This window comes from Ruegeria sp. B11 (assembly GCF_056539785.1).
In genome coordinates this window covers 601,601-625,940 of record NZ_JBQFVO010000001.1, presented here as the reverse complement: position 1 = coordinate 625,940, position 24,340 = coordinate 601,601, and the positions used below count along the sequence as shown (strand labels likewise).

The 24,340-nt window shown below is 57.8% G+C and carries 22 protein-coding genes and 1 tRNA gene; 8 read left to right on the top strand and 15 right to left on the bottom strand.

Annotation, left to right across the window (positions count from 1 at the left end):
- The first annotated feature begins 27 nt into the window (after positions 1-27).
- Positions 28-1,347, top strand: coding sequence for an ATP-binding protein (locus tag ACR0I1_RS03180; protein ID WP_170421844.1), 1,320 nt, complete (start codon positions 28-30; stop codon positions 1,345-1,347).
- Positions 1,348-1,349: 2 nt separating this feature from the next.
- Here the strand turns inward: ACR0I1_RS03180 and ACR0I1_RS03175 are convergent.
- Positions 1,350-1,426: transfer RNA gene (locus ACR0I1_RS03175), tRNA-Ile, on the bottom strand.
- A 107-nt stretch (positions 1,427-1,533) separates the two neighbouring features.
- Here ACR0I1_RS03175 and purM point away from each other — a divergent pair.
- From purM to rnd, 3 genes are all read left to right on the top strand, one after another.
- Positions 1,534-2,580: a phosphoribosylformylglycinamidine cyclo-ligase gene (gene purM / locus ACR0I1_RS03170; protein ID WP_480705730.1), complete on the top strand. Its 1,047-nt coding sequence runs from the start codon at positions 1,534-1,536 to the stop codon at positions 2,578-2,580.
- Positions 2,577-3,173: a phosphoribosylglycinamide formyltransferase gene (purN, locus tag ACR0I1_RS03165; protein WP_170817811.1), complete on the top strand. Its 597-nt coding sequence runs from the start codon at positions 2,577-2,579 to the stop codon at positions 3,171-3,173. Before purM ends, purN begins: the two co-directional genes overlap by 4 nt.
- A 110-nt stretch (positions 3,174-3,283) precedes the next feature.
- Positions 3,284-4,441: a ribonuclease D gene (gene rnd / locus ACR0I1_RS03160; RefSeq protein WP_170646165.1), complete on the top strand. Its 1,158-nt coding sequence runs from the start codon at positions 3,284-3,286 to the stop codon at positions 4,439-4,441.
- Here the strand turns inward: rnd and ACR0I1_RS03155 are convergent.
- Entirely contained in the window at positions 4,438-4,962 is a 525-nt protein-coding gene (locus tag ACR0I1_RS03155; RefSeq protein WP_170405998.1) for a hypothetical protein, read from the bottom strand. The genes rnd and ACR0I1_RS03155 overlap by 4 nt on opposite strands.
- 141 nt (positions 4,963-5,103) lie before the next feature.
- Here ACR0I1_RS03155 and ACR0I1_RS03150 point away from each other — a divergent pair, with 141 nt between their 5' ends.
- Positions 5,104-5,514 carry a SufE family protein gene (locus ACR0I1_RS03150; protein WP_170392962.1) on the top strand — a complete coding sequence of 137 codons (411 nt, stop codon included), beginning with the start codon at positions 5,104-5,106 and terminating at the stop codon, positions 5,512-5,514.
- A 3-nt stretch (positions 5,515-5,517) separates the two neighbouring features.
- Here ACR0I1_RS03150 and ACR0I1_RS03145 read toward each other — a convergent pair whose 3' ends face one another.
- Together ACR0I1_RS03145 and ACR0I1_RS03140 are read right to left on the bottom strand one after the other, a co-directional pair.
- Positions 5,518-6,183, bottom strand: coding sequence for a DUF1638 domain-containing protein (locus tag ACR0I1_RS03145; RefSeq protein WP_480704932.1), 666 nt, complete (start codon positions 6,181-6,183; stop codon positions 5,518-5,520).
- 101 nt (positions 6,184-6,284) lie between these two features.
- Positions 6,285-6,983, bottom strand: coding sequence for a corrinoid protein (locus tag ACR0I1_RS03140; RefSeq protein ID WP_170392964.1), 699 nt, complete (start codon positions 6,981-6,983; stop codon positions 6,285-6,287).
- Positions 6,984-7,298: 315 nt separating this feature from the next.
- Between ACR0I1_RS03140 and ACR0I1_RS03135 the strand changes: the two genes are divergently transcribed.
- Positions 7,299-8,366 carry a PA0069 family radical SAM protein gene (locus tag ACR0I1_RS03135; RefSeq protein ID WP_480704930.1) on the top strand — a complete coding sequence of 356 codons (1,068 nt, stop codon included), beginning with the start codon at positions 7,299-7,301 and terminating at the stop codon, positions 8,364-8,366.
- Positions 8,367-8,375: 9 nt separating this feature from the next.
- Here ACR0I1_RS03135 and ACR0I1_RS03130 read toward each other — a convergent pair whose 3' ends face one another.
- From ACR0I1_RS03130 to gltX, 3 genes are all read right to left on the bottom strand, one after another.
- Entirely contained in the window at positions 8,376-9,317 is a 942-nt protein-coding gene (locus ACR0I1_RS03130; protein ID WP_170392966.1) for an autotransporter domain-containing protein, read from the bottom strand.
- Between the two features lie 170 nt (positions 9,318-9,487).
- Positions 9,488-10,783, bottom strand: a complete 1,296-nt coding sequence (gene gltA / locus ACR0I1_RS03125) for a citrate synthase (protein WP_170392967.1) — start codon at positions 10,781-10,783, stop codon at positions 9,488-9,490.
- 114 nt (positions 10,784-10,897) lie between these two features.
- Entirely contained in the window at positions 10,898-12,304 is a 1,407-nt protein-coding gene (gene gltX, locus ACR0I1_RS03120; protein WP_480704929.1) for a glutamate--tRNA ligase, read from the bottom strand.
- A 78-nt stretch (positions 12,305-12,382) separates the two neighbouring features.
- On the opposite strand from gltX, the gene ACR0I1_RS03115 reads away from it, so the two are divergent.
- Positions 12,383-14,410: a ComEC/Rec2 family competence protein gene (locus ACR0I1_RS03115; RefSeq protein ID WP_480704927.1), complete on the top strand. Its 2,028-nt coding sequence runs from the start codon at positions 12,383-12,385 to the stop codon at positions 14,408-14,410.
- Here the strand turns inward: ACR0I1_RS03115 and lexA are convergent.
- The 6 genes from lexA to ACR0I1_RS03085 all read right to left on the bottom strand — a co-directional run bounded on the left by lexA (position 14,404) and on the right by ACR0I1_RS03085 (position 19,221).
- Positions 14,404-15,102 carry a transcriptional repressor LexA gene (gene lexA, locus ACR0I1_RS03110; RefSeq protein ID WP_170392970.1) on the bottom strand — a complete coding sequence of 233 codons (699 nt, stop codon included), beginning with the start codon at positions 15,100-15,102 and terminating at the stop codon, positions 14,404-14,406. The two genes, ACR0I1_RS03115 and lexA, sit on opposite strands and share 7 nt — an antisense overlap.
- Positions 15,103-15,172: 70 nt before the next feature.
- Positions 15,173-16,345, bottom strand: a complete 1,173-nt coding sequence (locus tag ACR0I1_RS03105; RefSeq protein WP_170392971.1) for a molybdopterin molybdotransferase MoeA — start codon at positions 16,343-16,345, stop codon at positions 15,173-15,175.
- Positions 16,342-16,815: a cyclic pyranopterin monophosphate synthase MoaC gene (moaC, locus tag ACR0I1_RS03100; RefSeq protein WP_480704925.1), complete on the bottom strand. Its 474-nt coding sequence runs from the start codon at positions 16,813-16,815 to the stop codon at positions 16,342-16,344. Before moaC ends, ACR0I1_RS03105 begins: the two co-directional genes overlap by 4 nt.
- Positions 16,815-17,627 carry an indole-3-glycerol phosphate synthase TrpC gene (gene trpC, locus ACR0I1_RS03095; RefSeq protein WP_480704923.1) on the bottom strand — a complete coding sequence of 271 codons (813 nt, stop codon included), beginning with the start codon at positions 17,625-17,627 and terminating at the stop codon, positions 16,815-16,817. The genes moaC and trpC overlap by 1 nt, the downstream gene beginning before the upstream one ends.
- Positions 17,624-18,643, bottom strand: coding sequence for an anthranilate phosphoribosyltransferase (trpD, locus tag ACR0I1_RS03090; RefSeq protein ID WP_170465332.1), 1,020 nt, complete (start codon positions 18,641-18,643; stop codon positions 17,624-17,626). Before trpD ends, trpC begins: the two co-directional genes overlap by 4 nt.
- Positions 18,640-19,221 (bottom strand): anthranilate synthase component II, encoded by a 582-nt coding sequence (locus tag ACR0I1_RS03085; RefSeq protein ID WP_170392975.1) that lies wholly within the window; start codon positions 19,219-19,221, stop codon positions 18,640-18,642. The genes trpD and ACR0I1_RS03085 overlap by 4 nt, the downstream gene beginning before the upstream one ends.
- 131 nt (positions 19,222-19,352) lie before the next feature.
- Between ACR0I1_RS03085 and ACR0I1_RS03080 the strand changes: the two genes are divergently transcribed.
- Positions 19,353-20,900 carry a divergent polysaccharide deacetylase family protein gene (locus ACR0I1_RS03080; RefSeq protein ID WP_480704921.1) on the top strand — a complete coding sequence of 516 codons (1,548 nt, stop codon included), beginning with the start codon at positions 19,353-19,355 and terminating at the stop codon, positions 20,898-20,900.
- A 24-nt stretch (positions 20,901-20,924) separates the two neighbouring features.
- Here the strand turns inward: ACR0I1_RS03080 and trpE are convergent, their stop codons facing one another.
- Positions 20,925-22,436, bottom strand: a complete 1,512-nt coding sequence (gene trpE / locus ACR0I1_RS03075; protein WP_480704919.1) for an anthranilate synthase component I — start codon at positions 22,434-22,436, stop codon at positions 20,925-20,927.
- A gap of 12 nt (positions 22,437-22,448) precedes the next feature.
- Positions 22,449-24,290, bottom strand: a complete 1,842-nt coding sequence (locus ACR0I1_RS03070; RefSeq protein ID WP_480704917.1) for a peptidyl-prolyl cis-trans isomerase — start codon at positions 24,288-24,290, stop codon at positions 22,449-22,451.
- Positions 24,291-24,340 lie beyond the last annotated feature (50 nt).

Here is a 24,340-nt window from a genome sequence, read left to right as displayed (position 1 = left end):
GCCCGGGCAGCCCGCTAGGTTTAGCGCATGTCGACCCAATGGCTCAAACCCTATATGCCGCGTAGCCTATATGCGCGTGCCGCACTCATTCTGGTACTGCCGGTCATTGTCGTGCTTTTGGTGGTGGCGATTGCCTTTTTGCAAAAACATCTTGAAGAAGTGACCGCCCAGATGACCCGCACGGCGGCGCGCGAGGTGACACTGGTGCTGGACGTGATGGAGGGTGCGGAAACCCAGCAGCAGGCATTGGCAGCTGCGCGGCAGGACTTGTCGGTCTTGAACATGACCGCCCGCTTTCTGCCGCCGAATGAAGAGCCGAAAAACAGTCCGCGTCGATGGTACGATTTCATTGCCCCGCAGGTGGATGCGGAAATGCGCAGCTTGTTGCCTGAAACCCAGTATGTGGCTCTGCCAAATGGACAGGAAGTGAGTCTTTTTCTGGCAACCAATCTGGGCATGCTTGAGCTAGAGTTTGATCGCCGACGCCTGTCGCCGACTGCACCGCATCAGCTGATTGTGACGATGGTGTTCTTTGCGGCTCTGATGACAACGATCTCGTTTCTCTACATGCGCAATCAGTTGCGCCCGATCACGCGCCTTGCGGACGCGGCGCAGGCCTTTGGTCGCGGGCGGGTCGTGCCTTATTCACCCGGTGGTGCAATTGAGGTACGCGCTGCGGGCAATGCCTTCGTTGACATGCGCGCCCGAATCGAGCGGCAGATTGAGCAGCGCACGCTCATGTTGTCGGGGGTCAGCCACGATCTGCGCACACCTCTGACGCGTCTGAAACTTGGATTAGCTATGTTGCCCGAGGACGAGGCCGCACCGTTGTTGCAAGACGTGGACGAGATGCAATCGCTGCTGGATGCATTCTTGGACTTCTCGCGTGGCGCTGCAGAGAGCGCACCCGAAGAGATTGAACCCGAAAACTGGCTGAGCCAAATCGTTGACGATGCACAGCGCGCGGGCCAGCACGTTGAACTAATCTCGGTCGAGGGGCGTGGAACGGCAATGCTGCGCCCATCGGCCATGCGCAGGGCAGTAGAGAATCTGATTGGAAACGCGAATCGCTATGGTTCACGCGCCGAGGTCAGCCTTTCGATGACGCCAAAGTCACTACGCATTCGGGTTGAAGATGACGGCCCCGGTATCCCGATCGAACAACGCACCGAGGCCGTCAAACCCTTCACGCGACTTGATCCGGCGCGAAACCAGAATCAGGGCACCGGCGTGGGTTTGGGCCTTGCGATTGTTGCCGATATCGCCCGCGTACATGGTGGTATTCTGCGACTGGGCAGCAGCGAAAGGCTGGGCGGATTATGCGCGGATATCGTGATTGGACGGTGAATTGGTAGGCCCGGAGGGACTCGAACCCCCAACCAAAGCGTTATGAGCGCTCTGCTCTAACCAATTGAGCTACAGGCCCACCGTGCCGCCTTGGGTATCACGATGGCAGCCCGCGTCAAGCCTGACCGTTGCAACATGGCCCACAATCGAATAACCCGCGCGCAAAGCACTCATGAGGGATTGGCCATGACAGCGGGCAAGAACGGAATCACCTACGCAGACGCAGGTGTGGATATCGATGCAGGCAACGCTCTGGTCGATCGGATCAAGCCTGCGGCCAAGCGCACCAACCGTTCGGGCGTGATGAGTGGGCTAGGCGGATTTGGCGCTCTGTTCGACCTGAAAGCGGCTGGCTATCAAGACCCGGTTCTGGTGGGCGCAACCGATGGTGTGGGCACCAAGCTGCGGATCGCAATTGATACCGGCGTTGTCGATGGCGTGGGAATCGATCTGGTGGCGATGTGCGTCAACGATCTGATCTGCCAAGGTGCTGAGCCGCTGTTTTTCCTGGATTATTTTGCCACCGGTAAGCTGGACACCGATACTGCCGCGCGGATTATCGAAGGAATTGCCGAGGGGTGTGTCCAATCTGGCTGCGCCCTGATTGGTGGTGAAACCGCCGAGATGCCGGGTATGTACCCTGACGGCGATTTCGATCTGGCCGGTTTCTCGGTTGGCGCCATGGAACGCGGGACCGCATTGCCCGAGGGCGTTGAACAGGGTGATGTCCTGCTGGGGCTGGCTTCGAACGGGGTGCATTCCAACGGCTATTCGCTGGTGCGCAAGCTGGTCGAGATCTCGGGCTTGGGCTGGGAGGAAGAGTCGCCTTTCGGTGGCGGAACCTTGGGTGAGGCTCTACTGACCCCCACGCGGCTGTATGTGAAACCAGCGCTGCAGGCGATCCGGGCTGGCGGCGTTCGCGCGCTTGCCCATATAACCGGCGGCGGCCTCACCGAAAATCTGCCGCGCGTATTGCCCGAAGGGCTCGGGGCCGAGATTGATTTGAGTGCTTGGGACTTGCCGCCTGTGTTCAAATGGATGGCCGAGACCGGTGGCATCGCCGAGTCCGAGATGTTGAAGACCTTCAACTGCGGCATCGGCATGATTGTTGTCTGCGCTGCAGATCAGGCAGATGATCTTACAACACTGCTTGCAGAGGCAGGCGAATCCGTTGCGCGCATCGGAACGGTCACCGCAGCGCCGGGTGTGGCCTATTCAGGCAAATTGCTGTGAGCCACAAGCGCGTCGCGATCCTGATCTCTGGGGGCGGATCGAACATGCTGTCGCTGGTCGACAGCATGAATGGCGATCATCCCGGTCGGCCATGTCTGGTATTGTCGAACGATGCAAATGCCGGAGGGCTGAAGAAAGCTGCACAGCGCGGAATTCCGACCGCAGCCGTCGACCACAAGCCCTTTGGCAAAGATCGCGCTGCGTTTGAGGCAGAACTGCTTAAACCGCTTATGGCAGCCCAGCCGGATGTTGTCTGTCTGGCCGGTTTCATGCGTGTATTGACGGGTGAATTTGTATCGCGTTTCCAGGGCCGGATGCTGAACATCCACCCATCGCTTTTGCCTAAGTACAAGGGTTTGAACACCCATGCCCGCGCCATTGAAGCAGGCGACGCCGAACATGGCTGCACCGTTCACGAAGTTACTGCCGCGTTGGATGACGGACCGATTCTGGGTCAGGCGCGCGTGGGTGTACGGGTAGGGGACACGCCTGAGGAGCTCGCCGCCCGCGTGTTGACCTGGGAGCACAAACTCTACCCTGCCGTGCTTCGCCGTTATTGTATGGGCAACAAAGACCCAGTTCTTCTGCCCTAACGCGGCGGGGTGATTTACACGCAAAGGTTATTCGTCTTATGGTCGCATATCGCTCGGGACGAGGACGGCACGGGCAGTCACAATAACCAAAAGCAAGAACAGCACCGCGCATGAAAACCCTGACGACGACGCAAGAGCTGGCCGCATTCTGCTCGGCTGCTGCACAATATCCTTATGTCACTGTAGATACCGAATTTCTGCGCGAACGGACCTATTATTCGAAACTCTGTCTGGTGCAGCTTGCGGTGCCATCGGAAGATGAAGACAGCGCCGTTCTGGTTGATCCATTGGCTGACGGCATGTCGCTGGAGCCTTTGTACCAGCTGTTCAGCGACGAAAGCGTGGTCAAGGTTTTCCACGCCGCGCGGCAGGATCTTGAAATTTTTTGGGTCGACGCGGGCGTCTTTCCGACTCCGTTGTTTGATACTCAGGTCGCTGCGATGGTCTGCGGTTTTGGTGAACAGGTTGGCTATGAGACTCTGGTCCGGAAGATTTGCAAGGAAGGGGTCGATAAAACTTCTCGCTTCACCGATTGGTCACGGCGCCCTCTGACGGATGCGCAGAAAACATACGCACTGGCAGATGTAACCCATCTTCGGAAAATCTATGAGCAACTGGCTGCAGAACTTAAGAAGTCGCGCCGGGATCACTGGGTCGCAGAAGAGCTTCGCATACTGACCCGACCCGAGACATATGACATTCGCCCGGAAGAGGCGTGGCGGCGGGTCAAAACGCGGACCAACTCTGCCAAGTTTCTGGCCGTGGTTCGAGAGCTGGCGCAGTTCCGTGAGGCCTATGCGCAAGAGAACAATGTGCCACGAAGCCGTGTGTTCAAAGACGATGCGTTGATCGAGATGGCCTCGACCAAGCCCAAGACGCCCTCTGATCTGGGCGGATCGCGCTTGTTGCTGCGCGAAGCGCGCAAAGGGGCGATCGCAGAAGGCATTCTGGAGGCGGTAAAACGGGGCGTAGGTTGCCCGCAAGACCGATTGCCGAAAATTGACAACAGCCGCGACAAGCTGAAGGTCAACCCTGCACTTGCAGATTTGCTGCGCGTTCTTTTGAAATCAAAGACCGAAAGCGCAGGCGTTGCCGCAAAATTGATCGCCTCCAGCGCGGAATTGGATCAGATCGCTGCAGGCGAACGAGAAGTTCCCGCCATGTCCGGTTGGCGGTTCGAGGTTTTTGGCGAGGACGCGCTGAAGCTTTGCGAAGGCAAGATTGCTTTGGCCGCCAAGGGACAGGCAGTGCAGGTTGTCTCGCTTTAACGGCGACGAGATTCCAACGCGTTCTGCTGACCTTTGACCCGAACTAAACGAATACCTTCCAGTTCTTTTCGGCTTACATTGACGGCTTCTGAAACCATCCGCGACCGTTCGGTGCCCTGCGCAGTGGCGTAGTCCGGGTAATCCACGCGGAAGGTGAACTCCATAACGCCATTTTTGCTGAGTTCTTCAGATCTTACGCGCGCGAGCTGTGCGTTGAACGCACCCTGTCGAATGGCTGTGCCAGCCGCATAGATGATTGCGCCCGTCGAGGTTGGGTCGATCCGCAATTCGTTGATCACGGCGATTGGAACGCTGTTATCCTCGGCGTCCGGACGCTCGAACAGGCCTTTTTTGTCGGCATTTTCGGGAACCAAGGCATTAGCGTCATCGGCTGATACTTCGGATGGGCTGGGTGTGCTGCTGCCAAACCAGTTCGATGGATTCGCGCTTGAGTTGCTCCAGTTGCTACAAGCGGACAGAGCCATTGTGGAGATCATCAGAACAGGCAGAGTTTTGTGCATGGACCCAGTACTTTGTGCAACTTTACCTGCATCGGGTTAACGCAAATTCGATCGTTTGAAAAGCCACGCTGGGGACTGGACAGTTGGTAGCGCTGAGCATAGTTCACAATTGTGAATGCGTAATGCAAGGACGGACCCGATATGGCAACGCCAGCCTTCGAAGAGATAGTCGAGGATTTCGAGTTCCTGGAGGACTGGGAAGACCGCTATCGCCATGTGATCGAGCAGGGCAAAGCGATGGAGCCTCTGGATGATGCATTCAAAGTCCCTGCGACCAAGGTGAATGGTTGCGCCAGTCAGGTCTGGCTGCATCCAACCATTGAGGGCGGTCAATTCCGCTTTGACGGTGACAGCGATGCCCTGATTGTTCGGGGCCTGATTGCGGTTCTTCGTAGCCTGTATAACGGCTTGCCGGTGGCCGAGGTGCCCAGTGTTGATGCCGGTGGAGAACTCGCGCGACTGGGGTTGCAGGATCATTTGTCTGCCCAACGTTCGAACGGGTTGCGCGCAATGATAGAACGTATTCGCGAAGTGGCATTGGCCAGCGCCTGACTTTTAGGTGGATTTGCGCGCTGCCCAATCTGTAAGCGTGGTTTCCAAATCGCCATAGCCGGTTTGCCGACGTTCGAATTCCAGCCCCATCCGTTCGGCACACTCCTGCGCGCGGCGAGTGAGGTTGGGATCATCAGTTTGTGCTTGATAGACGAGCTTGGTGTAATTGCCGAAATACATCTCTCGCAATTCAGGATGCCGGTCCAGACCCAGCGGTTTCCAGACAAACGCATCAAATTGCCGCGCAAGGAAATCTGTCAGATAAAAAGCGGTGGTTTCATCGTCGCCATGCGCGGCAAAGGCCAAATTGCCCTCGAAGAAAGAATAGCAATGGGGCCCTTGGATCATCTCGACCCCCAGTCGCTCGCACGCTGCTTGTAGCAACCCACCGGTTCCGCAATCAGCATAGACAACGTAGATGCGATGGTAGGAGTCCCGATGCTTGGCAACCGCATCCTCGACCGCCTGTGTAATCTTTTCCGGGTGCACATGCAAAATGGCGGGCAGGCAAGTCAGGGCCATGTGATCCCAGCCGTTCCGTTCTTTCAGGTCCAGAATCTCGCGGGCCAGTGCACCGCATGCGATCAGAAGAATCGACTCGGTGCTGTGCGCTGCGACGTAGCCCTGACGGGTCAGGCTGTCATCATCTGGCATGTTTGAGTCGGTCATCTGATCTCTCTGACTGGTCTTTAGCTAAATATGTGCCCGAGGTTCTGACAAAAAAGGCCGCCCCAAAAAGGACGGCCTGTCTCACGATATGATCTCGCGTCTTAGCCGGCCAGTTGGTTGTGCTTGCGCGACATAAAGTCCTTTGCCATTTCCACCGCCACGGCTGCGTCGCGGCAATAGCCGTCAGCGCCGATCGCCTTGCCGAACTCTTCGTTCAGCGGAGCGCCGCCAACCAGAACGGTGTACTCATCACGCAGGCCTTGTTCGACCAACGTGTCGATTACGACCTTCATATAAGGCATCGTCGTCGTCAGCAGGGCGGACATGCCCAGAATGTCGGGCTGTTCGTTTTCCAGCGCTTCGAGGTAGTTCTCGACCGGGTTGTTGATGCCGATATCAACAACTTCGAAACCGGCGCCTTCCATCATCATCGCAACAAGGTTCTTGCCGATGTCATGGATGTCGCCCTTTACGGTGCCGATCACCATCTTGCCAACGCGCGGAGCACCAGTTTCAGCCAGCAGAGGCTTCAGGATCGCCATACCGCCTTTCATGGCGTTGGCCGCCAGCAGCACCTCAGGCACGAACAGGATGCCGTCGCGGAAGTCATGGCCGACAATTGTCATGCCGCCAACCAGCGCTTTGGTTAGGATGTCATAGGGTTGCCATCCGCGCTCGAGCAGGATGTTCACACCTTCTTCGATCTCTTCCTTCAGGCCGTCATAAAGGTCATCGAACATCTGTTCGACGAGTTCGTCGTCATTCAGTTCGGACAGGACGATGTCTTCTTCATCAGACATGGGTATTTCCCTGAGCTGTGCGGGCCTGCGGCCCGTGGTGGCATTTTCACCGTTTTGGCCATTTCGTCGCAGGTCTACTGTGACGATTGCGACCTAGGTCGTTCTGAGACCGACCTATAGGCCGAATATTCGCACTCAGCGACATCGAATTTTGCAAGATCATCCTGCATTGGTTTCATTAGCCACGGTAAATTCACCTGCAGTCTAATGCGTCGCCTGTTTCGAGCATCTGATGATTTTTGGGAAACGAAACATGAATATTGCCAGTGAAACTGGTTTTAATTACATCTAGTGATAGGAACAAAAGGCGAACAAATGACTACTGCTATCAAAAGCCCTGGGCGCGGAGCAACCTCAAACGAAGCAGGTCGATTCGAGAGGTTTACAACCGAGTTGACCGAAGATGGCTGGGATTTGCCAGACGAACTGCCCCCGTTTCGGACCGAAGTTCGGGAAGAAATGGCGCGCAATCTGATTACCTATAACAAGTCGCCGGACCTACCTTTTGACAGATCCATAAACCCATATCGGGGCTGCGAGCATGGATGCGTGTATTGCTTTGCTCGGCCAACGCATGCGTATCTGGGGCTGTCTCCGGGTTTGGATTTCGAAACCCGCCTTGTTGCGCGACCCAATGCGGCTGAGCTATTGCGTCGCGAACTCTCGGCACGTTCTTACAAGGTGGCCACGATTGCACTGGGCACCAACACCGATCCTTATCAACCGATCGAAAAAAACCGCAAGATAACAAGAAGCTGTCTAAAGGTTCTGAGAGATTTTCAGCATCCGGTCGGTATTGTGACCAAGGGGGCTCTGATCGAGCGTGATCTTGATATTCTGGCTCCGTTGGCCCGCAATGGCCTTGTCCGGGTTGGCATTTCGCTGACCACATTGGACCGGGATCTTTCCCGGCGGATGGAACCCCGGGCGCCTTCACCACAGCGCAGGCTCGGAATGATCCGCAACCTGACCGAGGCTGGCGTGCCAGTGCGCGTTATGACGTCTCCGGTGCTTCCCGGTTTAACCGATCATGAATTGGAAAACCTGTTGGAGGCCGGAAAGCAGGCTGGCGCCGATGCTGCAAGCTGGATCATGCTGCGGCTTCCCCGTGAAGTATCCGCGCTCTGGCGCGAGTGGTTGATCGAACATCAGCCGGGCAGGGCTGAGAAGGTGATGGCACGGCTGCGCGAAATGCATGGGGGTAGGGAATATGACCCCCGGTGGGGCCACCGCATGCGGGGCGAGGGGACCTATGCCGAGATGATTGCGCAACGGTTCAAGGCCGCAGTCAAACGTCTCGGGCTGTCGACAGACATGCCGCCTCTGAACTGTGCGGCGTTTGCACCTCCACCCCAGCCCGGTGATCAACTGGCTTTGTTTTGAAGCCTTGGTTCAGAAACTAATGCCAATACCGGCCGAGAAGCCGTTGACGGTATCGCTGCCGTAGTAGCGGACCATAAACCGTGTCGTTGATACCCAAGGCACCCATGTGTCAGACAGATCGACCTCGATCCCACCACCTACGCGGGCCAGCCAGTCGGTGCCCAATACAAGTGACTGATCCCCGATCAGATAGGACAGGGACAGATCGCCCACCCAGCGGACCGGGCGACCGAACATGCGTTTTCCAGTTGGAAAGCGGTAGCGTGACCACAGAACTGCATTTGCGGCAGTTGATTCAACCAACAAGTCCTCGTTGTCTCCGATAGGCCAGTATTCGATATGGGTATAGCGCAGGCTCGCCTCGAATTCCCGATCGTTGGACAGAGCTTTTTCGTACGAGACCGTCATCGATCCGCCTGCGCCACCAGCCCAGATGCCGCCGCTTTCGAGAAAGTCTCGATCAAGCCCCAGGCGGTTGGCGATGGCTTGCGCACCGACAGATGCGTCGGATTGCGTACGTCCGACCGAGATATGGGCCATCGGGGTCATTTTCCAATACTCGCCGATGTCGAACTGATAGCCGACACCGCCGGTCAGGGCGAGGCTGGTCCATTTCAGTGGAATACGCGTGGTATCTCCGGTGCCGCTGAAGGTCAGAACGGGGTCATAGCGCGCGTAGCCTATATACCCCTCAAGATAGATCGGCACGCCCTCAGCAAGGCGAAACCCGCCGCCCAGCTGGGCGGATTTGAAATCGTAATCGCGATTGTCAGTATTTGATTGCAGTGAGATTGCGCTGGCAGAATCGTCCGGGATGCCTGCCAACCCCAAGATTGCCAACGACCCGGCGGCGTTTTCCTGCTGCTGCTTCTCAAAAGCACGCTCCAGCACGCTTTGAGCGGATGCCGATTGCGCAAGTAGCAACATAATGAACAAGAAGATGAAACGCATGAGAACCAAACACTATTCGCCGGACGCGGCAACATTAGGCGGACTAACGCAGTGCGGAAAGATGCATCGAAACAGTCATTTACGTTTGGTTTCGAACGGTCTCATTTTGGTGACGCTACGGAAAAAAGACCCCGGATAACTGGGGTCTTAACATCGATATTGTGTGTGGATCAGCGGTTTTCGATGTCCACGTAATCGCGGTTGGTCGCGCCCAGATATAGCTGACGTGGGCGTCCGATCTTATTCTGTGGATCGGCAATCATTTCTTTCCACTGGCTAACCCAGCCAACGGTACGTGACAACGCGAAGATTGGCGTGAACATCGAGGTCGGGAAGCCCATCGCTTCCATCACGATGCCCGAATAGAAGTCGACATTCGGGAACAGTTTCTTCTCGATGAAATACGGATCTTCCAGAGCCTGTTTTTCCAGCGCCTTCGCGACCTGTAGTTTGGGATTGTTTTCCACGCCCAGCAGGTCAAGCACTTCGTCTGCCGATTGCTTCATCACTTTCGCGCGTGGATCGAAGTTCTTGTAGACGCGGTGGCCAAAGCCCATCAGACGGAACGGGTCATCTTTGTCTTTGGCGCGCTCGATAAACTCGGGGATGCGGTCGACGCTGCCGATCTCTTCCAGCATTTCAAGGCAAGCCTGGTTCGCACCACCATGGGCCGGACCCCATAGACAGGCGATACCGGCCGCGATACAGGCGAATGGGTTTGCACCCGAAGAAGATGCCAGACGCACCGTCGAAGTCGAGGCGTTCTGTTCGTGATCCGCCTGCAGCATGAAGATACGATCCATGGCGCGTGCCAGAATCGGGTTCACCTCGTAATCTTCGGCAGGAACGGCAAAACACATGCGCAGGAAGTTTGACGCATAGTCCAGGTCGTTGCGCGGATACACGAAGGGCTGACCAATATGGTATTTGTAGGCCCAGGCCGCGATGGTCGGCATTTTTGCGATCAAACGGTGCGAAGCTACTTCACGCTGACGCGGGTCCGCGATGTCGGTCGAATCGTGATAGAACGCGGACATGGCACCAACCACACCCACCATGATGGCCATCGGATGCGCATCCCGGCGGAATCCGCGATAGAAATACTGCATCTGCTCGTGCAGCATCGTGTGGCGGGTGATTGTGGTCTCGAAGTTCTCCAGATCCTTCGCCGAAGGCAGCTCGCCATACAGCAGCAGATAGCTGAGTTCGAGGAAATGCGACTTCGAGGCGATCTGTTCGATCGGATAACCGCGATGCAGCAACTCGCCCTTGTCACCGTCGATGAATGTAATGGTGCTGTCACAGCTTGCGGTGGACGTGAAACCCGGATCATAAGTAAAGACGCCAGCCTGACCATAGAGCTTGCGGATATCGATCACATCGGGCCCAGCGGTCGGAGAAAACACCGGCAGATCATAGCTTTCGCCGTGGACAGTCAGTTTGGCTGATTTTTTGCTCTCGGTCATGTTTGTCCCTTCTTCATTCGTGCGCATGCCGGATCGCTGTCCGACAAAGCAGGCAACGACTGCGTTCCGTCGCGCAGTCCGTTCTTAACGGAGCAGCGTTACCCTTATGTGAAATCAGGCCGGGTTCGCTGCATCAGAAAGCCGCGCCAGGGTTTCATCGCGCCCAAGCACAAGCATCATGTCAAATACCGAAGGTGTAACTGCCCGGCCCGCTAGTGCCGCCCGCAGCGGACCAGCCAATTTGCCGAACTTAACCCCATTCGCCTCTGCGAACGAATTCAGGGTCTCCTCCAGTTCGTTCCGGGACCAGCTAGCATTTTGCAGCTGCGGCGTCAATTCTTTCAGTATACCGTCGGATACAGATGCCAGCGCCTTTGCGGCCTTTTCATCTGGCTGGATAGGTCGTGACGTAAGCACAAAATGAGCTTTTTCAATGAGTTCCGGGAACGTGCGTGCGCGGTCCTTGAGGCAATACATCGCACGGACCAAATCACTTGATTGTGTTTCGGAAAGCGGCGGCAAACCAGCTGACTTCAGATATCCCTGAATTTCATGCTGCAGCGCGGCATCTTCCCCGACGGCAATATGTTGTCCACAAAGGTTTTCAAGCTTCTTCACATCAAACCGCGCCGGGCTTTTGCCGATGCCATCCAGATCGAACCACTCTTTAGCTTGGGCATCGGTAAAGAACTCATCATCCCCATGGCTCCAGCCCAGCCGAGCCAGATAGTTGCGCATTCCGGATGCCGGATATCCCATGGCCTGATATTCTTGCGCCCCCAACGCACCGTGACGTTTGCTGAGCTTTTTCCCATCGGGTCCATGGATCAAAGGGATATGCGCCCAGACTGGTACATCCCAACCCATCGCCTCGTAGATCATCATCTGACGGGCGGCGTTGTTGAGGTGATCGTCGCCCCGGATCACATGAGTCACGCCCATATCATGATCGTCAACCACAACGGCCAGCATATAGACCGGAGTCCCATCCGAACGCAGCAGGATCATGTCATCCAACTGATCGTTGCGAATGGTGACATCGCCCTGCACCTGATCGCGGATCACAGTGGCACCGTCTTGCGGAGCCTTGATGCGGATCACGTAAGGTGCGTCCGGATGGGTGGCCGGGTCGGCCTCGCGCCATGCGCTGCGAAACAGGGTCGACTGCCCCTCGGCCCGCGCCTGTTCACGGAATGCAGCGATTTCTTCCTGCGTCGAAAAGCACTTGTATGCCTTGCCGTCGGACAGCAATTGATGCGCGACCTCTGCATGTCGAGGGGCACCCTCGAATTGGCTGACGACCTCACCGTCATGATCAAGCCCTAGCCAGTCCATGCCTTGCAGTATGGCCGCTGTTGCTTCCGGCGTGGAACGTTCCCGATCGGTATCCTCGATCCGCAACAGGAACTTGCCGCCGCGACCCCGCGCATAAAGCCAGTTGAACAGAGCAGTGCGGGCGCCACCGATATGCAGAAATCCGGTGGGAGAGGGGGCAAAACGGGTGACGACCTGATCGGACATGGTGTGGATTAACCTTTTGGTAACCTTAGCGGGCATAGTTTGGCGACTATCTACCCAGCCCGAAGGACGGGGGCAACCATGCGTGTTCTGACACGGGTCGAGACCGCGCTGCTGACCCAGCGGGGACACTTGTTTCCGTGGTCCCCGATCTGCCTAGCGGTCGGGATTGGTTGGTATTTCAGCCTCAGGTTCGAACCCGAGGTTGAGCTCTATGTCGGCGTTCTGGCGCTTGCCTTGCTGGCGCTTGCCTCCACCCGTTGGATGGGGGCCGCGTGGTCACCGCTGGCCACTGGCTTAGCCCTGATCGCGATGGGGTTCGCTCTGGCCGGGACGCGGGCACATATGGTTGCGGAGCCGGTCCTGCAATGGCGTTACTATGGCCCGGTCGAGGGGAGGGTCGTAGCGCTGGACCGCTCTGCGTCGGATGCGCTGAGGGTGACATTGGATCAGGTGCGGATCGGGGACGTTCCTGCTGATCAAAGACCCCGGCGCATCCGGCTTTCTATTCACGGGGAGTCAGTTGCGCTGTCCCCGGGTCAGCGGATTATGACCACAGCACATCTTTCGCCGCCGCAAGGGCCAGTTGAACCCGGAGGTTTTGATTTTCGCCGCCACGCCTGGTTCCAGCAACTCGGCGCTGTTGGATATACTCGGGTTCCGATCCTGACGTCGGCTGCGGCGCAAGATGGTTTGGACGGAGTGCGTATCACGGCCTTGCGCATGGAGATCTCGGATTGGGTGCGCACGATCCTGCCGGGCGAAGTCGGGGGCTTTGCCGCCGCCGTAACTACCGGTGATCGCAGCGGGATGGGGCAGGCCTCGTTAGAGGCGTTGCGCGCGTCCAACCTTGCTCATCTTCTGGCGATTTCGGGCCTTCACATGGGTTTGTTGACCGGTTTCGTTTTTGTGGCGTGCCGCATGGGGTTCTCAATGGTACCTGTCATCGCGCTTCGCATGCCCGTACGCAAGGTGGCCGCGCTCTGCGCGTTATTCGCGTCGACAATCTATCTGCTTCTGTCTGGTGGGAACGTCGCGACTGAGCGCGCCTTTGTGATGGTCTGCGTTATGCTGGGGGCCGTATTGCTGGACCGGCGCGCGATTTCATTGCGGGCGGTGGCCGTGGCTGCGCTGATTGTTCTTACCTTTCGTCCAGAAACTCTTTTGAGCCCCGGATTTCAGATGTCTTTTGCAGCCACAACCGCCTTGGTCGCAGGGTTTGGCGCGTTGCGGGACTATGGCCCAATGCCAGGCCCAAAATGGCTGCGGCCTGTGCTGGCCTTGTTGACATCCTCGGCGATCGCGGGGATCGCGACAGCTCCGATCGGGGCGGCGCATTTTAACGCTATTTCGCACTATGGGTTGTTGGCAAATCTCGTCTCCGTGCCCGTCATGGGAACGCTGGTCGTTCCAAGTGCGGTGGTCGCCGCCCTTCTTGCACCTTTTGGGCTTGAAGCGATTGCATTGCACGTAATGGGTCTTGGGCTGAGATGGATCCTTACCGTTGCCAATTGGATCGCGGGACTGGAGGGCGCGCGCGGATACGTAGTAAGCCCAGAGTATTTCGTATTGCCTGTTCTGGCTCTGTCTCTTCTGTGGCTAATGCTGTGGCAAGGGCACGCACGGTGGCTCGGCATCGCCCCGGCAGCATTGGCGATAGCGCTGTGGGGCCAGGGAAGCCGCCCAGACGTGCTGATCGCCGATACCGGCGGGCTGGTCGGAGTGATGACTGAACACGGGCGCGCGCTGAGCAAACCGAAAGGCAGCGGATTTGTCGCGTCGGTGTGGCTGGAAAATGACGGGGACGGGGCAGATCAACCAAAGGCCGCTTTGCGATGGCCAGAGGCATCAGCGGGAATTCAACGTTTTCTTCTGGGAGACAAAGAGCTTGTCCACTTGACTGGCAAGCGGGCTGCGAGCGCCTTTCAGGAATGCAGGAAAGATCAGATCATTGTCGCCCCGGTGTCGTTGACTTTGACCGGTGAATGCAGCGTTTACGATACGGAATTTCTGCGGAAGACAGGCAGTCTTGCGTTATCCAAGGGGCGTTTGTTCGCGAGTTCTGGTATCTCAGGCCGCCGCCTATGGTCCCCCAAGTTGCCTCAGTAGCTTCGGATCAAGCCTACCAGGCGGCCCTGAACTTTCACCTTGTCCTCTGGCAGCACGCGGGTCTCATAGGCCGGATTTGCCGCTTCCAGCGCAATGGCCTGACCTCGGCGGAAAAACCGTTTCAGCGTGGCTTCCTGATCTTCCACCAATGCCACCACGATGTCACCGTTGTCAGCGGCCGTTGTTTCGCGGATCACCACGACATCGCCATCGTTGATACCGGCGTCGATCATCGAGTCGCCACGAACCTCAAGCGCATAATGCTCGCCACGACCTGACACCATCGAGCCCGGTACAGCGACACGGTGCGAAACATGGCTGATCGCTTCGATCGGTACACCGGCAGCAATCCGGCCCATAACAGGCAATTCCATCGCATCAACTGTGACGGGTTCAAAGTTCGCGGGGCGTGGACCTTCAGGGCGATCGCCTTCAATCACACGGGGTTTGAAACCTGCCGTGGGCTCTCCCCCAAGGCTTTCTGGCAGCTTGACAATTTCGATGGCACGAGCCCGATGGGCAAGGCGGCGGATAAAGCCACGTTCTTCCAGCGCGGTGATCAGTCGATGAATCCCGGATTTTGACCGTAGATCCAACGCGGCCTTCATCTCATCAAAACTGGGCGGAACACCGTCCGCTTGCACGCGTTTGTGGATGAATTCCAGCAAATCCAATTGCTTCTTGGTCAGCATTGCTCATACCTCGTCGCTCATGCGTTTTCTTTTGTTCTACGCATGTTCACGTTTTGTGTCAACGGATTTGCTAGATCGGCAGGTAAAGGACCTCATCCCCGGCCTCGCGCGCGGGATCGTGGGGTTGGCGTACCAATAGTGCATTGGCTTGCGCCAAAACACTTAGCAGCGAGCTGTCCTGATCATCACAGGCGCGGATGCCGCCGTTGTCCAACACCGCCCGCATATAATGCTCACGCGGGCCATTTTTTCCGAGCGGGGCAGAAAGGCGGGCGCGTTGGAATGGCTGTAGGGCCTGTTCAATCCCCAACATGCGGCGCACCATTGGGATGAGGAACAGGTAACCGCACACCATGGCACTGACCGGGTTTCCGGGTAGACCGACCATCGCAGCATCCCCAAGCCGCCCGGCCATCAGTGGTTTACCCGGTCGCATGCGAATCTTGTAGAACGATTGCTTCAGCCCAAGACCTTCCGAGACATCCGCAACCAGGTCGTACTCGCCAACCGACGCCCCTCCGATGGTCACCACGAGGTCAGCGCCCTGTGCCAAGCCAAAAGCTGTTTCTAATGACGCTAAGGTATCTTGTGCGATAGGAAGTACACGAACTTGTGCGCCAGCATCTTCCAGTAACGCCTTAAGACCAAAGGTATTTGAGGCGATGATCTGATCGGGGCCGGGTGTTTCTCCGGGCATCACCAGTTCGTCACCGGTTGAGATTAGTGCAACCACGGGTTTGCGGGTCACAGGGACCGAAGCGATGTTCATCGCTGCCATTAATGCGACATCTTCGGGTCTGAGCTGGCGCGGGGCCGTGATCTGCGTACCGATGCTGAAATCGATCCCCGCAGGGCGGATATTGGTCTTTTCACCGGGGGCGTCGATTATGGTGATCAGATCACCGCGTCGGTCGACATCTTCCTGTATGACGACGAAATCTGCACCATCCGGCACAGGCGCACCAGTGAATATCCGCACAGCTTGGCCGGGTCCGACGCTTCCAGCAAAGCGACGTCCGGCCGCTGCTTCGCCAACCACTTTGAACATTGCATGCAGTTCGACTTCGGCCGCCTTGACGGCGTACCCATCCATCGATGACGCAGCAAAGGGCGGCTGATCACGCGTTGCTGCAACGTTTTCTGCCAGGATACGACCGGCAGCCTCGGCAAGGGCAACCGTTTCTGCGGGCAGCGGTGAGACCAGATCGAACAGCAGAGCCCGCGCTTCTTCAACCGAGATCATGATGCCTCGTAACGCCCTGATTTTCCGCCGTCTTTCAGTAGAACACGAATGCCGCCGATCTCCATCGTTTTGTCCACGGCCTTCGCCATATCGTAAACCGTCAGTGCGGCTGTCGAGACTGCTGTCAGCGCTTCCATCTCTACGCCGGTCTGGCCGGAAGTCTTTACAGTCGCTTCAATCTGAACGCCGGGAAGGTCCGTGTCTAAGCTCAGTTCAATGGCGACTTTGGTCACGGGTAGCGGATGACACAGAGGTATCAGGTCAGGCGTTTTCTTGGCGCCCATTATGCCCGCAAGTCGGGCAACACCAAGAACATCGCCTTTCTTAGCGCGTCCTTCTGAAATGATATCAAAGGTTTCCTTCGCCATCTTGATGTATCCAGATGCAACCGCAACCCGGTCGGTGACAGCCTTGTCGGACACGTCCACCATATGGGCCTCACCTTTGGCATCAAAATGGGTCAGCGGCATCACATCACTCCGGGAATGAGCGGGTTGGCGAGCAGTGCTCGAGTTGCCGAAGCTACATCATCCTGACGCATCAGGCTTTCACCAATAAGGAAACAGCGCGCACCGTAGCGGGCGATATCTGCGAGGTCCGCCGGAGTGCTAAGGCCGCTCTCGCAGACGATCGTGCGATCCGCTGGAACCAGCTTTGACAGATGACGAGTTGTATCAAGAGTCGTCTCGAAGGTCTTGAGATTGCGGTTGTTTATCCCGATCAGCGGGCTTTTCAGCTGCGATGCGCGCGCAAGCTCGTCTGCGTCGTGAACTTCGATCAGAACATCCATGCCCCAGTCAAACGCGGTTTGCTCAAGCTCGGCGGCCTGCGCATCGCTGACCGAGGCCATGATGATGAGGATACAATCTGCGCCCAATGCGCGGGCTTCGACCACCTGATAGGGGTCATACATGAAGTCCTTCCGCAAAGCGGGCAACGAACAGGCCGCGCGCGCTTCGGTCAGAAAGGATTTGTCACCCTGAAAGCTGGGCGTGTCCGTCAGAACAGACAAGCAAGCCGCGCCGCCCTCTTCATACGCTTGGGCAAGCGCGGGCGGATCGAAATCAGCGCGGATCAGGCCCTTGGACGGGCTTGCCTTCTTGACCTCGGCGATCAAGCCATACCCTTTGCGCATCGCTGTATGCAGCGCCTCGGCAAAGCCCCGGACCTCGGGCGCGTTCCGAGCCTCGGATTCCAGTGTTTCCAGAGATTTATGCTCTTTGTCCGAAGCGATCTCTTCCAGCTTGTACGCTTTGATCTTGTCCAGAACGGTCTCGGTCATGCGGCTTCCTGTGTAATGCGCGCCAGCGCGGTGATCTTTTCACGGGCCTTGCCGCTGTCGATGCTTTCTGTGGCCATTGCTACGCCTTCACGCAAATCGCTTGCCGCATCTGCAACGACCAGCGCCGCGGCAGAGTTCAGCAGCACCGCGTCGCGGTAGGCTGAAGGTGCCCCATCCAGCAGGGCGCGGAAGGCAACCGCGTTCTCTTCGGGGGTGCCGCCGATGATATCTTCGAACGGATGCACCGGAAGGCCCGCGTCTTCAGGGTGAAGCTCGACCTCTTTGACAACGCCGTCCTCAACCGACGCGACCCAGCTGACCCCGGTGATCGTAAGCTCATCCGTACCGTCTGAGCCGTGGACTAGCCAGGCATGTTCAGCCCCAAGCAGACCCAGAGTTTCGGCCATCGGGCGAATCAGGTCGCGGCTGAACGCACCGGTCAGTTGGCGCTTCACTCCGGCGGGGTTGGTCAGGGGGCCCAGAATGTTGAAAATCGTGCGCGTCCCCAGTTCTTGCCGCGAAGGCATGACATGAGCGATCGCCGGGTGGTGCATTGGGGCCATCATAAAGCCGATACCGACCTCTTTCAGCGCTTTTTCAACGACTTCCGGGCCGACCATTACGTTGATACCTAGCTGCCCAAGAGCATCTGCTGCGCCGGATTTCGAGCTCAGATTCCGATTACCGTGTTTTGCAACGGTGACACCGGCGCCAGCCGTCACAAAAGCCGTGGCTGTCGAGATATTGAGTGTTCCTTTGCCGTCGCCCCCCGTGCCAACGATGTCCATCGCGCCAGCGGGAGCTTTCACTGCATTGCATTTCGCGCGCATTACGGCAGCGGCGGCGGCGTATTCCTCGACCGTCTCGCCGCGCGTGCGCATTGCCATCAGCAACCCGCCGATCTGGCTGGGCGTGGCGGCCCCATCAAAGAGTATGCCAAAGGCCTGTTCAGCCTCGGCACGGGTCAAAGGTCGATCGGCCGCAGCACCGATCAGCGGTTTCAGAGCGTCGCTCATGCGGGGACTTTCATTTCGTTCAGGAAGTTCTTGAGCAGGGCGTGACCATGCTCGGACGCGATGGATTCCGGGTGAAACTGGACGCCGTGGATCGGCAGTTCTTTGTGCTGCAGACCCATAATCGTGCCATCCTCAAGCTCGGCCGTGATCTCAAGGCAATCGGGCAGGCTTTCGCGTTCTACGACAAGCGAATGATACCGGGTGGCCTCGAAGGGCGAGGGCAGGCCAGCGAATACACCTTTGCCGGTGTGTTTCATCGTGCCCATTTTCCCGTGCACGATCTCATGACAGCGCACAACCTTGCCGCCAAATGCCTGACCGATGGTTTGATGCCCCAGACAGACCCCCATCAGCGGTGTTTGCGTCTCGGCCGCGGCTTCGGTCAAGGCCAGACAGATGCCCGCCTGATCGGGATCACAAGGGCCGGGGCTGAGCAGAATACCAGCCGGGTTCATCGCCATTGCTTCCTGCACATCCAGCGCGTCATTCCGGCGCACGACCATCTCAGCCCCGAGCTCACCCAGATAATGAACGAGGTTGTAGGTAAACGAGTCATAGTTGTCGATCAGCAGCAGCATTTGGGCACTTATCTTCCTATGGGCATTTCGGGCTGGCGATGCAGTCCCTGAGCGCGGTATAATGTCGGGACATACATGCTCAGGCTTGTGCGGCAGCGTCAAGAGGACATACCCAACTTGACACCGTACAGGTGAGCGTCGCGGAAGATGGCGTCTGGGCAGATGAGGCACGAAACAACGCGAGAGGCGAGATTTCGATGAGCGGATTTTACGGTGGAGTGATCGCCGGGGCGGTCTCGGTATTGGCACTGGGCGCGGTTCTTTCGCTGACAACTCCTTTGTCACGTAAACCAGATGTGACGGCAACAGCGCCCGAAGTGGCTGATACTCCGCAGCCCCTGGAGGCTGCGAAAGTTGAAGAAAGCAATGCAGATGCTGATCTGGTTGAGTTGCCACCATCCGGCCCTGAAACCCCCGATCTATCATCAGATTCGCTGGATGGCTTGGCAGGTATCGAGCTTGAGCCCGGTGCCCGTCCTGAGGCGGGTGGAGCACCGACCGTAGCCGAGGCACCTGCAGCGATCTCATCTTCTGACGTGACCGTTCAAACCGAAGCGCCCGCGGCACCGCCAAATCCACTTGCCGAACCAACCTCGCCACAACAGGAAGCCGAACCGGCAGCGCTCGCGGATGCTCCAGCAGCGCCTGCGCCCGAGGAAGCCCCGGAACCGCAGGTTGCGGAAGAAACGCCCAAGGAGGCCCCTCAGGTCGCTGCCTTGCAGCCTGAGATCGCGGATGTGCCGGATGCAGCTCCAGAGGCTCAGGAAGCGGAACCCGTGCCTGATGAAAATCCAATCGCGGTTGAGGGTGAAGAAGATACCCGCCCTGTACGTCAGCCGCGCGTATTGACCCTGCCGCAAATTGGCGGAGAGGGGGCCACAGGTTCCGGTTCGTTGATCGGCAAGCGTGTCGTGCCCCTAACCGAAAGGGATGACCCGCCCGTCGAACAAGCCGTGATTACTCCAGAAGTGGTGGCTAAGCCCATCGAAGCACATGCTGCCACCTTCGAAAATCCAGAATCCAAGCCATTGATGTCGATCATTCTGATCGATGATGAAGGGGCTTTTGGGGCCGAGGCGTTGCAGGATTTCCCATACCCGCTAAGTTTTGCCGTCAGCCCGTCTGACCCGAATGCAGCGGAAAAAATGGCCCGTCATCGCGAGGCTGGATTTGAAGTATTGGCCTTGGTTGACATGCACGAAGCCGCCAGTGCTCAGGACGCTGAGGTGTCGTTGTCGGTGTGGTTGGATCAATTGCCTCAAACCGTTGGCATTCTGGAAGGTGTCGGAAGCGGCATTCAGGGCAATCGAAAGCTGGCTGATCAGGTTGCGGCGATTGCCGGAGATACCGGGCGCGGGCTGGTGACGCAGGACAATGGTCTAAACACTGCGCAAAAGCTTGCAGCGCGCAACGGCATTCCATCCAGCGTAGTGTTCCGCGATTTCGATGGTGCCAAACAGGACCCCAAGATCATGCGGCGTTTTCTGGATCAGGCAGCCTTCCGCGCCGGACAGGAAGGTGCTGTGGTGATGCTGGGTCGTCTGCGTCCCGAGACGATCTCAGCCCTGTTGCTGTGGGGGCTTGAGGATCGCGGCAGCCGCGTGGCGATGGCCCCAATTTCTGCCGTGATGATGAAAGAAGTCCAGCAGGACGTTGCGGGATCGCTGACGGACGGGTGACGGCAGCGACCATCCGCCGCCCTACTAGATGTTTCCGCTGCCTGTAAACCGCGCCGCATCCGCAGCCGCGCGGCGAATGGCGTTCGATTTATGGACGGTCTCCATGTATTCCGCTTCGGGGTCGCTGTCATAGACAACGCCGCCTCCAGCTTGGATATACAGTTTGTGGTCCTTCACAATGGCCGTCCGCAGCGCGATGCACATATCCATGTCGCCGCCTGCGCTGAAATACCCGACACCGCCACCGTAGATGCCGCGCTTTTCAGGCTCCAACTCGTCGATGATCTCCATCGCGCGCACTTTGGGCGCGCCTGATACCGTGCCTGCAGGCATCCCGGCAAAGAACGCGTCCAATGCGTCCTTGTCTTCGGCCAGTTCACCGACCACGTTTGATACGATGTGCATCACGTGGCTGTAGCGCTCGATGATGAACTCTTCGGTAGGACGCACGGTTCCAATCTTAGAAACACGCCCGGTGTCATTGCGGCCCAGGTCCAGCAACATGAGGTGCTCGGCGAGTTCTTTTTTGTCGGCCAGCAGGTCGATTTCGTTGGCCTTGTCTTCTTCGGGCGTCGCGCCACGCGGGCGGGTACCCGCGATAGGGCGGATCGTGACCTCATTGCCGAAGACACGCACCAGAATTTCTGGGCTTGCACCTACGACCTGAAAGCCGCCGAAGTTGAAATAGAACATGAATGGCGACGGGTTGGTGCGCCGCAGCGAGCGGTAGAGGGCAAATGGCGGTTGCGGAAAATCCTGTGTCCAGCGTTGGGCCGGGACGACCTGAAAGATATCACCCGCACGGATATATTCCTTGGCCTTTTCAACGGCTTCCATATAGCCCGATTTGGTGAAGTTAGAGACAGGAGCCCCAACTTCAATTGCGTCACCCAGATCGCGCGTCTCGGCCGGCATGGCACGCTCAAGATCACGCACGGCATCCATCACACGCTCAGCGGCCTGCGCATAGGCGGCTTTGGCGCTTTGGCCCTCGCTGGCCCATGCGGGCGACACTACGGTAACCTCGCCTTTGACGCCGTCCAACACAGCAATGACCGAGGGGCGCAGCATGATCGCATCGGGCAGGCCCAACGGGTCAGGGTTCACATCCGGCAGGTATTCCACCAACCGGACCATGTCGTAGCCCAGATAGCCAAACAGGCCAGCGGCGGCCTGCGGCAGGTCATCGGGAAGCGCGATGCGGCTTTCAGCCAACAAGGCGCGCAAGTTGTCCATCGGGTTGCCATCCTGTGGCTCGAACGCCTCGGCATCGAAGCGGGCTGATCGGTTCAAGGCCGATGTCTCGCCCTGACAGCGCCAAATCAGATCGGGCTTCATTCCGATGATCGAATAGCGCCCACGCACTTCACCCCCGGTTACCGACTCGAGCATGAAGGCGTCTTTCTGAGCGCCTGTCAGTTTCAGCATCAGTGAAACCGGCGTATCCAGATCAGCGGCGAGGCGGGTATAGACGACCTGATTTTCGCCCGCATCATAAGCGAGCGCGAAACTTTCGAAATCCGGGGTCAGGGCCATGTTCTGTCTCTTTTAGTAACTGGCCCGTACCGCGTTCAGCGCTTGCTGATCCAGCACAGGGCGTGCGCGTGTCTGGGCATTGCGCACATAGATGTCAAAGATGTTCTGCGCCAGCGCCTGGCTCAATTGCGCAGCCAGTGCATCCTGCATCTGGCGTTGCTCATCGGTTTCCGCCGGAGGCAGCTCTTCATCCAGACGCACGATCAGGGCGTTACCGTTTCCGGGAATGACACGCAGCTCGCCAGGGTCCATTTCAAACACCTGAGTCATGAAGTCCACGGGAACATCCTCGAGGAATGCGGTACGTGTCAGCGCATTTTCGACGCGGAAGGGCAGGCCTGTGGCGGTAAAGTCGCCATCTGTTGCCAGTTGGGTCAGAACCGTGTTGCCCTGATTTTGCAGCGCTTTCGCAGTTTCTACCTGCAGCCATGCCTCGGCGACACGGTCACGGGCGCTTTCCAGAGGTTCCGGGCGCGGTTCCAGCACTTCATTCAAACGCAACGCAAAGATCGAACCATCTTCAAGGAACGCGACCTCTGGGAAATCACCTTCTTGCACAGCCTCAGCGACTGAGCGGAAGCCGTCATACGCGGCAACGCCATCGTCGCTTTGCTGGGTCCAGTCGATCTGACCCAGTTCCATCTCGGTCTCACCGGCCAGTTCTTCCAGTGTTGCGCCGCCTGCAAGCAGATCGTTGATGTCTTCGGCCTGTGCTTCGATCTGACGGCGCGCTCGGTCGGCGGCGAGTTCTGCACGAAGTTCGGGTTCGGCGTCTTCGAAACTGACATTGTTCTCGGCCAGCGATCCATTGATCCGGAACAGGGCAGGGCCGAACACCGTGGGAAGCGGGCCGACCACATCGTCGATCTCGGCGGCAAACACGGCGTCGGCTGCATCGCCCAGATCTTCACGGGTGACATCGCCCAGATCAACATCGCTCAGCTCAAGCTGACGTTCGCGGACCAACTGTTCGAAATCGGCCCCGCCAACTTCAAGTTGTGCCAGCGCCTCGGTTGCGGATTCTTCGCTGGGATAGGGCAGACGCTCGACCAAGCGGCGCTCGGGTTGGAAATATTCGTCAGCGCGTTGGTCGTATAGACGGCGCAGAGAATCTTCGTCCACTTCGATCGTATCGAGCAGCATGTCGGGCGACAGAATGGCGTAGGTCAGTTGCTTGGTGCGGGGCAGGGTGAACTGATCGGTATTCTCGTCGTAATATGTCTGAATCTGCGCGTCTGTGGGTTGGGCCACGGGCGTTTCGAGAAGGTCGGCAGACAGCGTCGCCACGGTAAAGCTGCGGCGGGCCAGCACATAGTTCGACAAAGCCTCGGTCAGCGTACGGGGCATTTCAACACCGCTCATGACCGCGCCCTGAACGATGGTGCGTGAAGATTCTTTGCGCAGATCCGATTCGAATTCGGAATCGGTCATTCCGACCTGTTCCAGCTGAAAGCGATAGGCTTCGCGGTCGAATGTACCGTTTACACCTTGGAACGCCGGTATCTGTACAATCTCGTCCTGCAGGTTCTCGTCACCGATCGAAATGCCAAGCTGTCCGACCTCGTTATCGATTGCGGCCAGTGCGATCAGGCGCGAAAGGGCAAGTTGATCGAGGCCAAGATCATGTGCCTGCGAAATCTGCATTGCCTGTCCGGTTTGCGCTTCGACGGCCCGGATCTCGCGCTGAAGCTCACGAAAATACGCGTCGACCGAAACGCTTTCATCACCGACCTGCGCAACCGTACGAACGGTTCCGGTCAGGCTGGTGGCGCCAAAGCCAGCAAGGCCCAGCATCAAAAGACCCATGAGAATCCAGACAAAGGTTTTGGATAGGTTTTTCATGCCTGCGGCCATGGTGCCCTCTTGGTTTTGTCGGCAAATGTCTGCCCAGTCGGTTGCGGCCC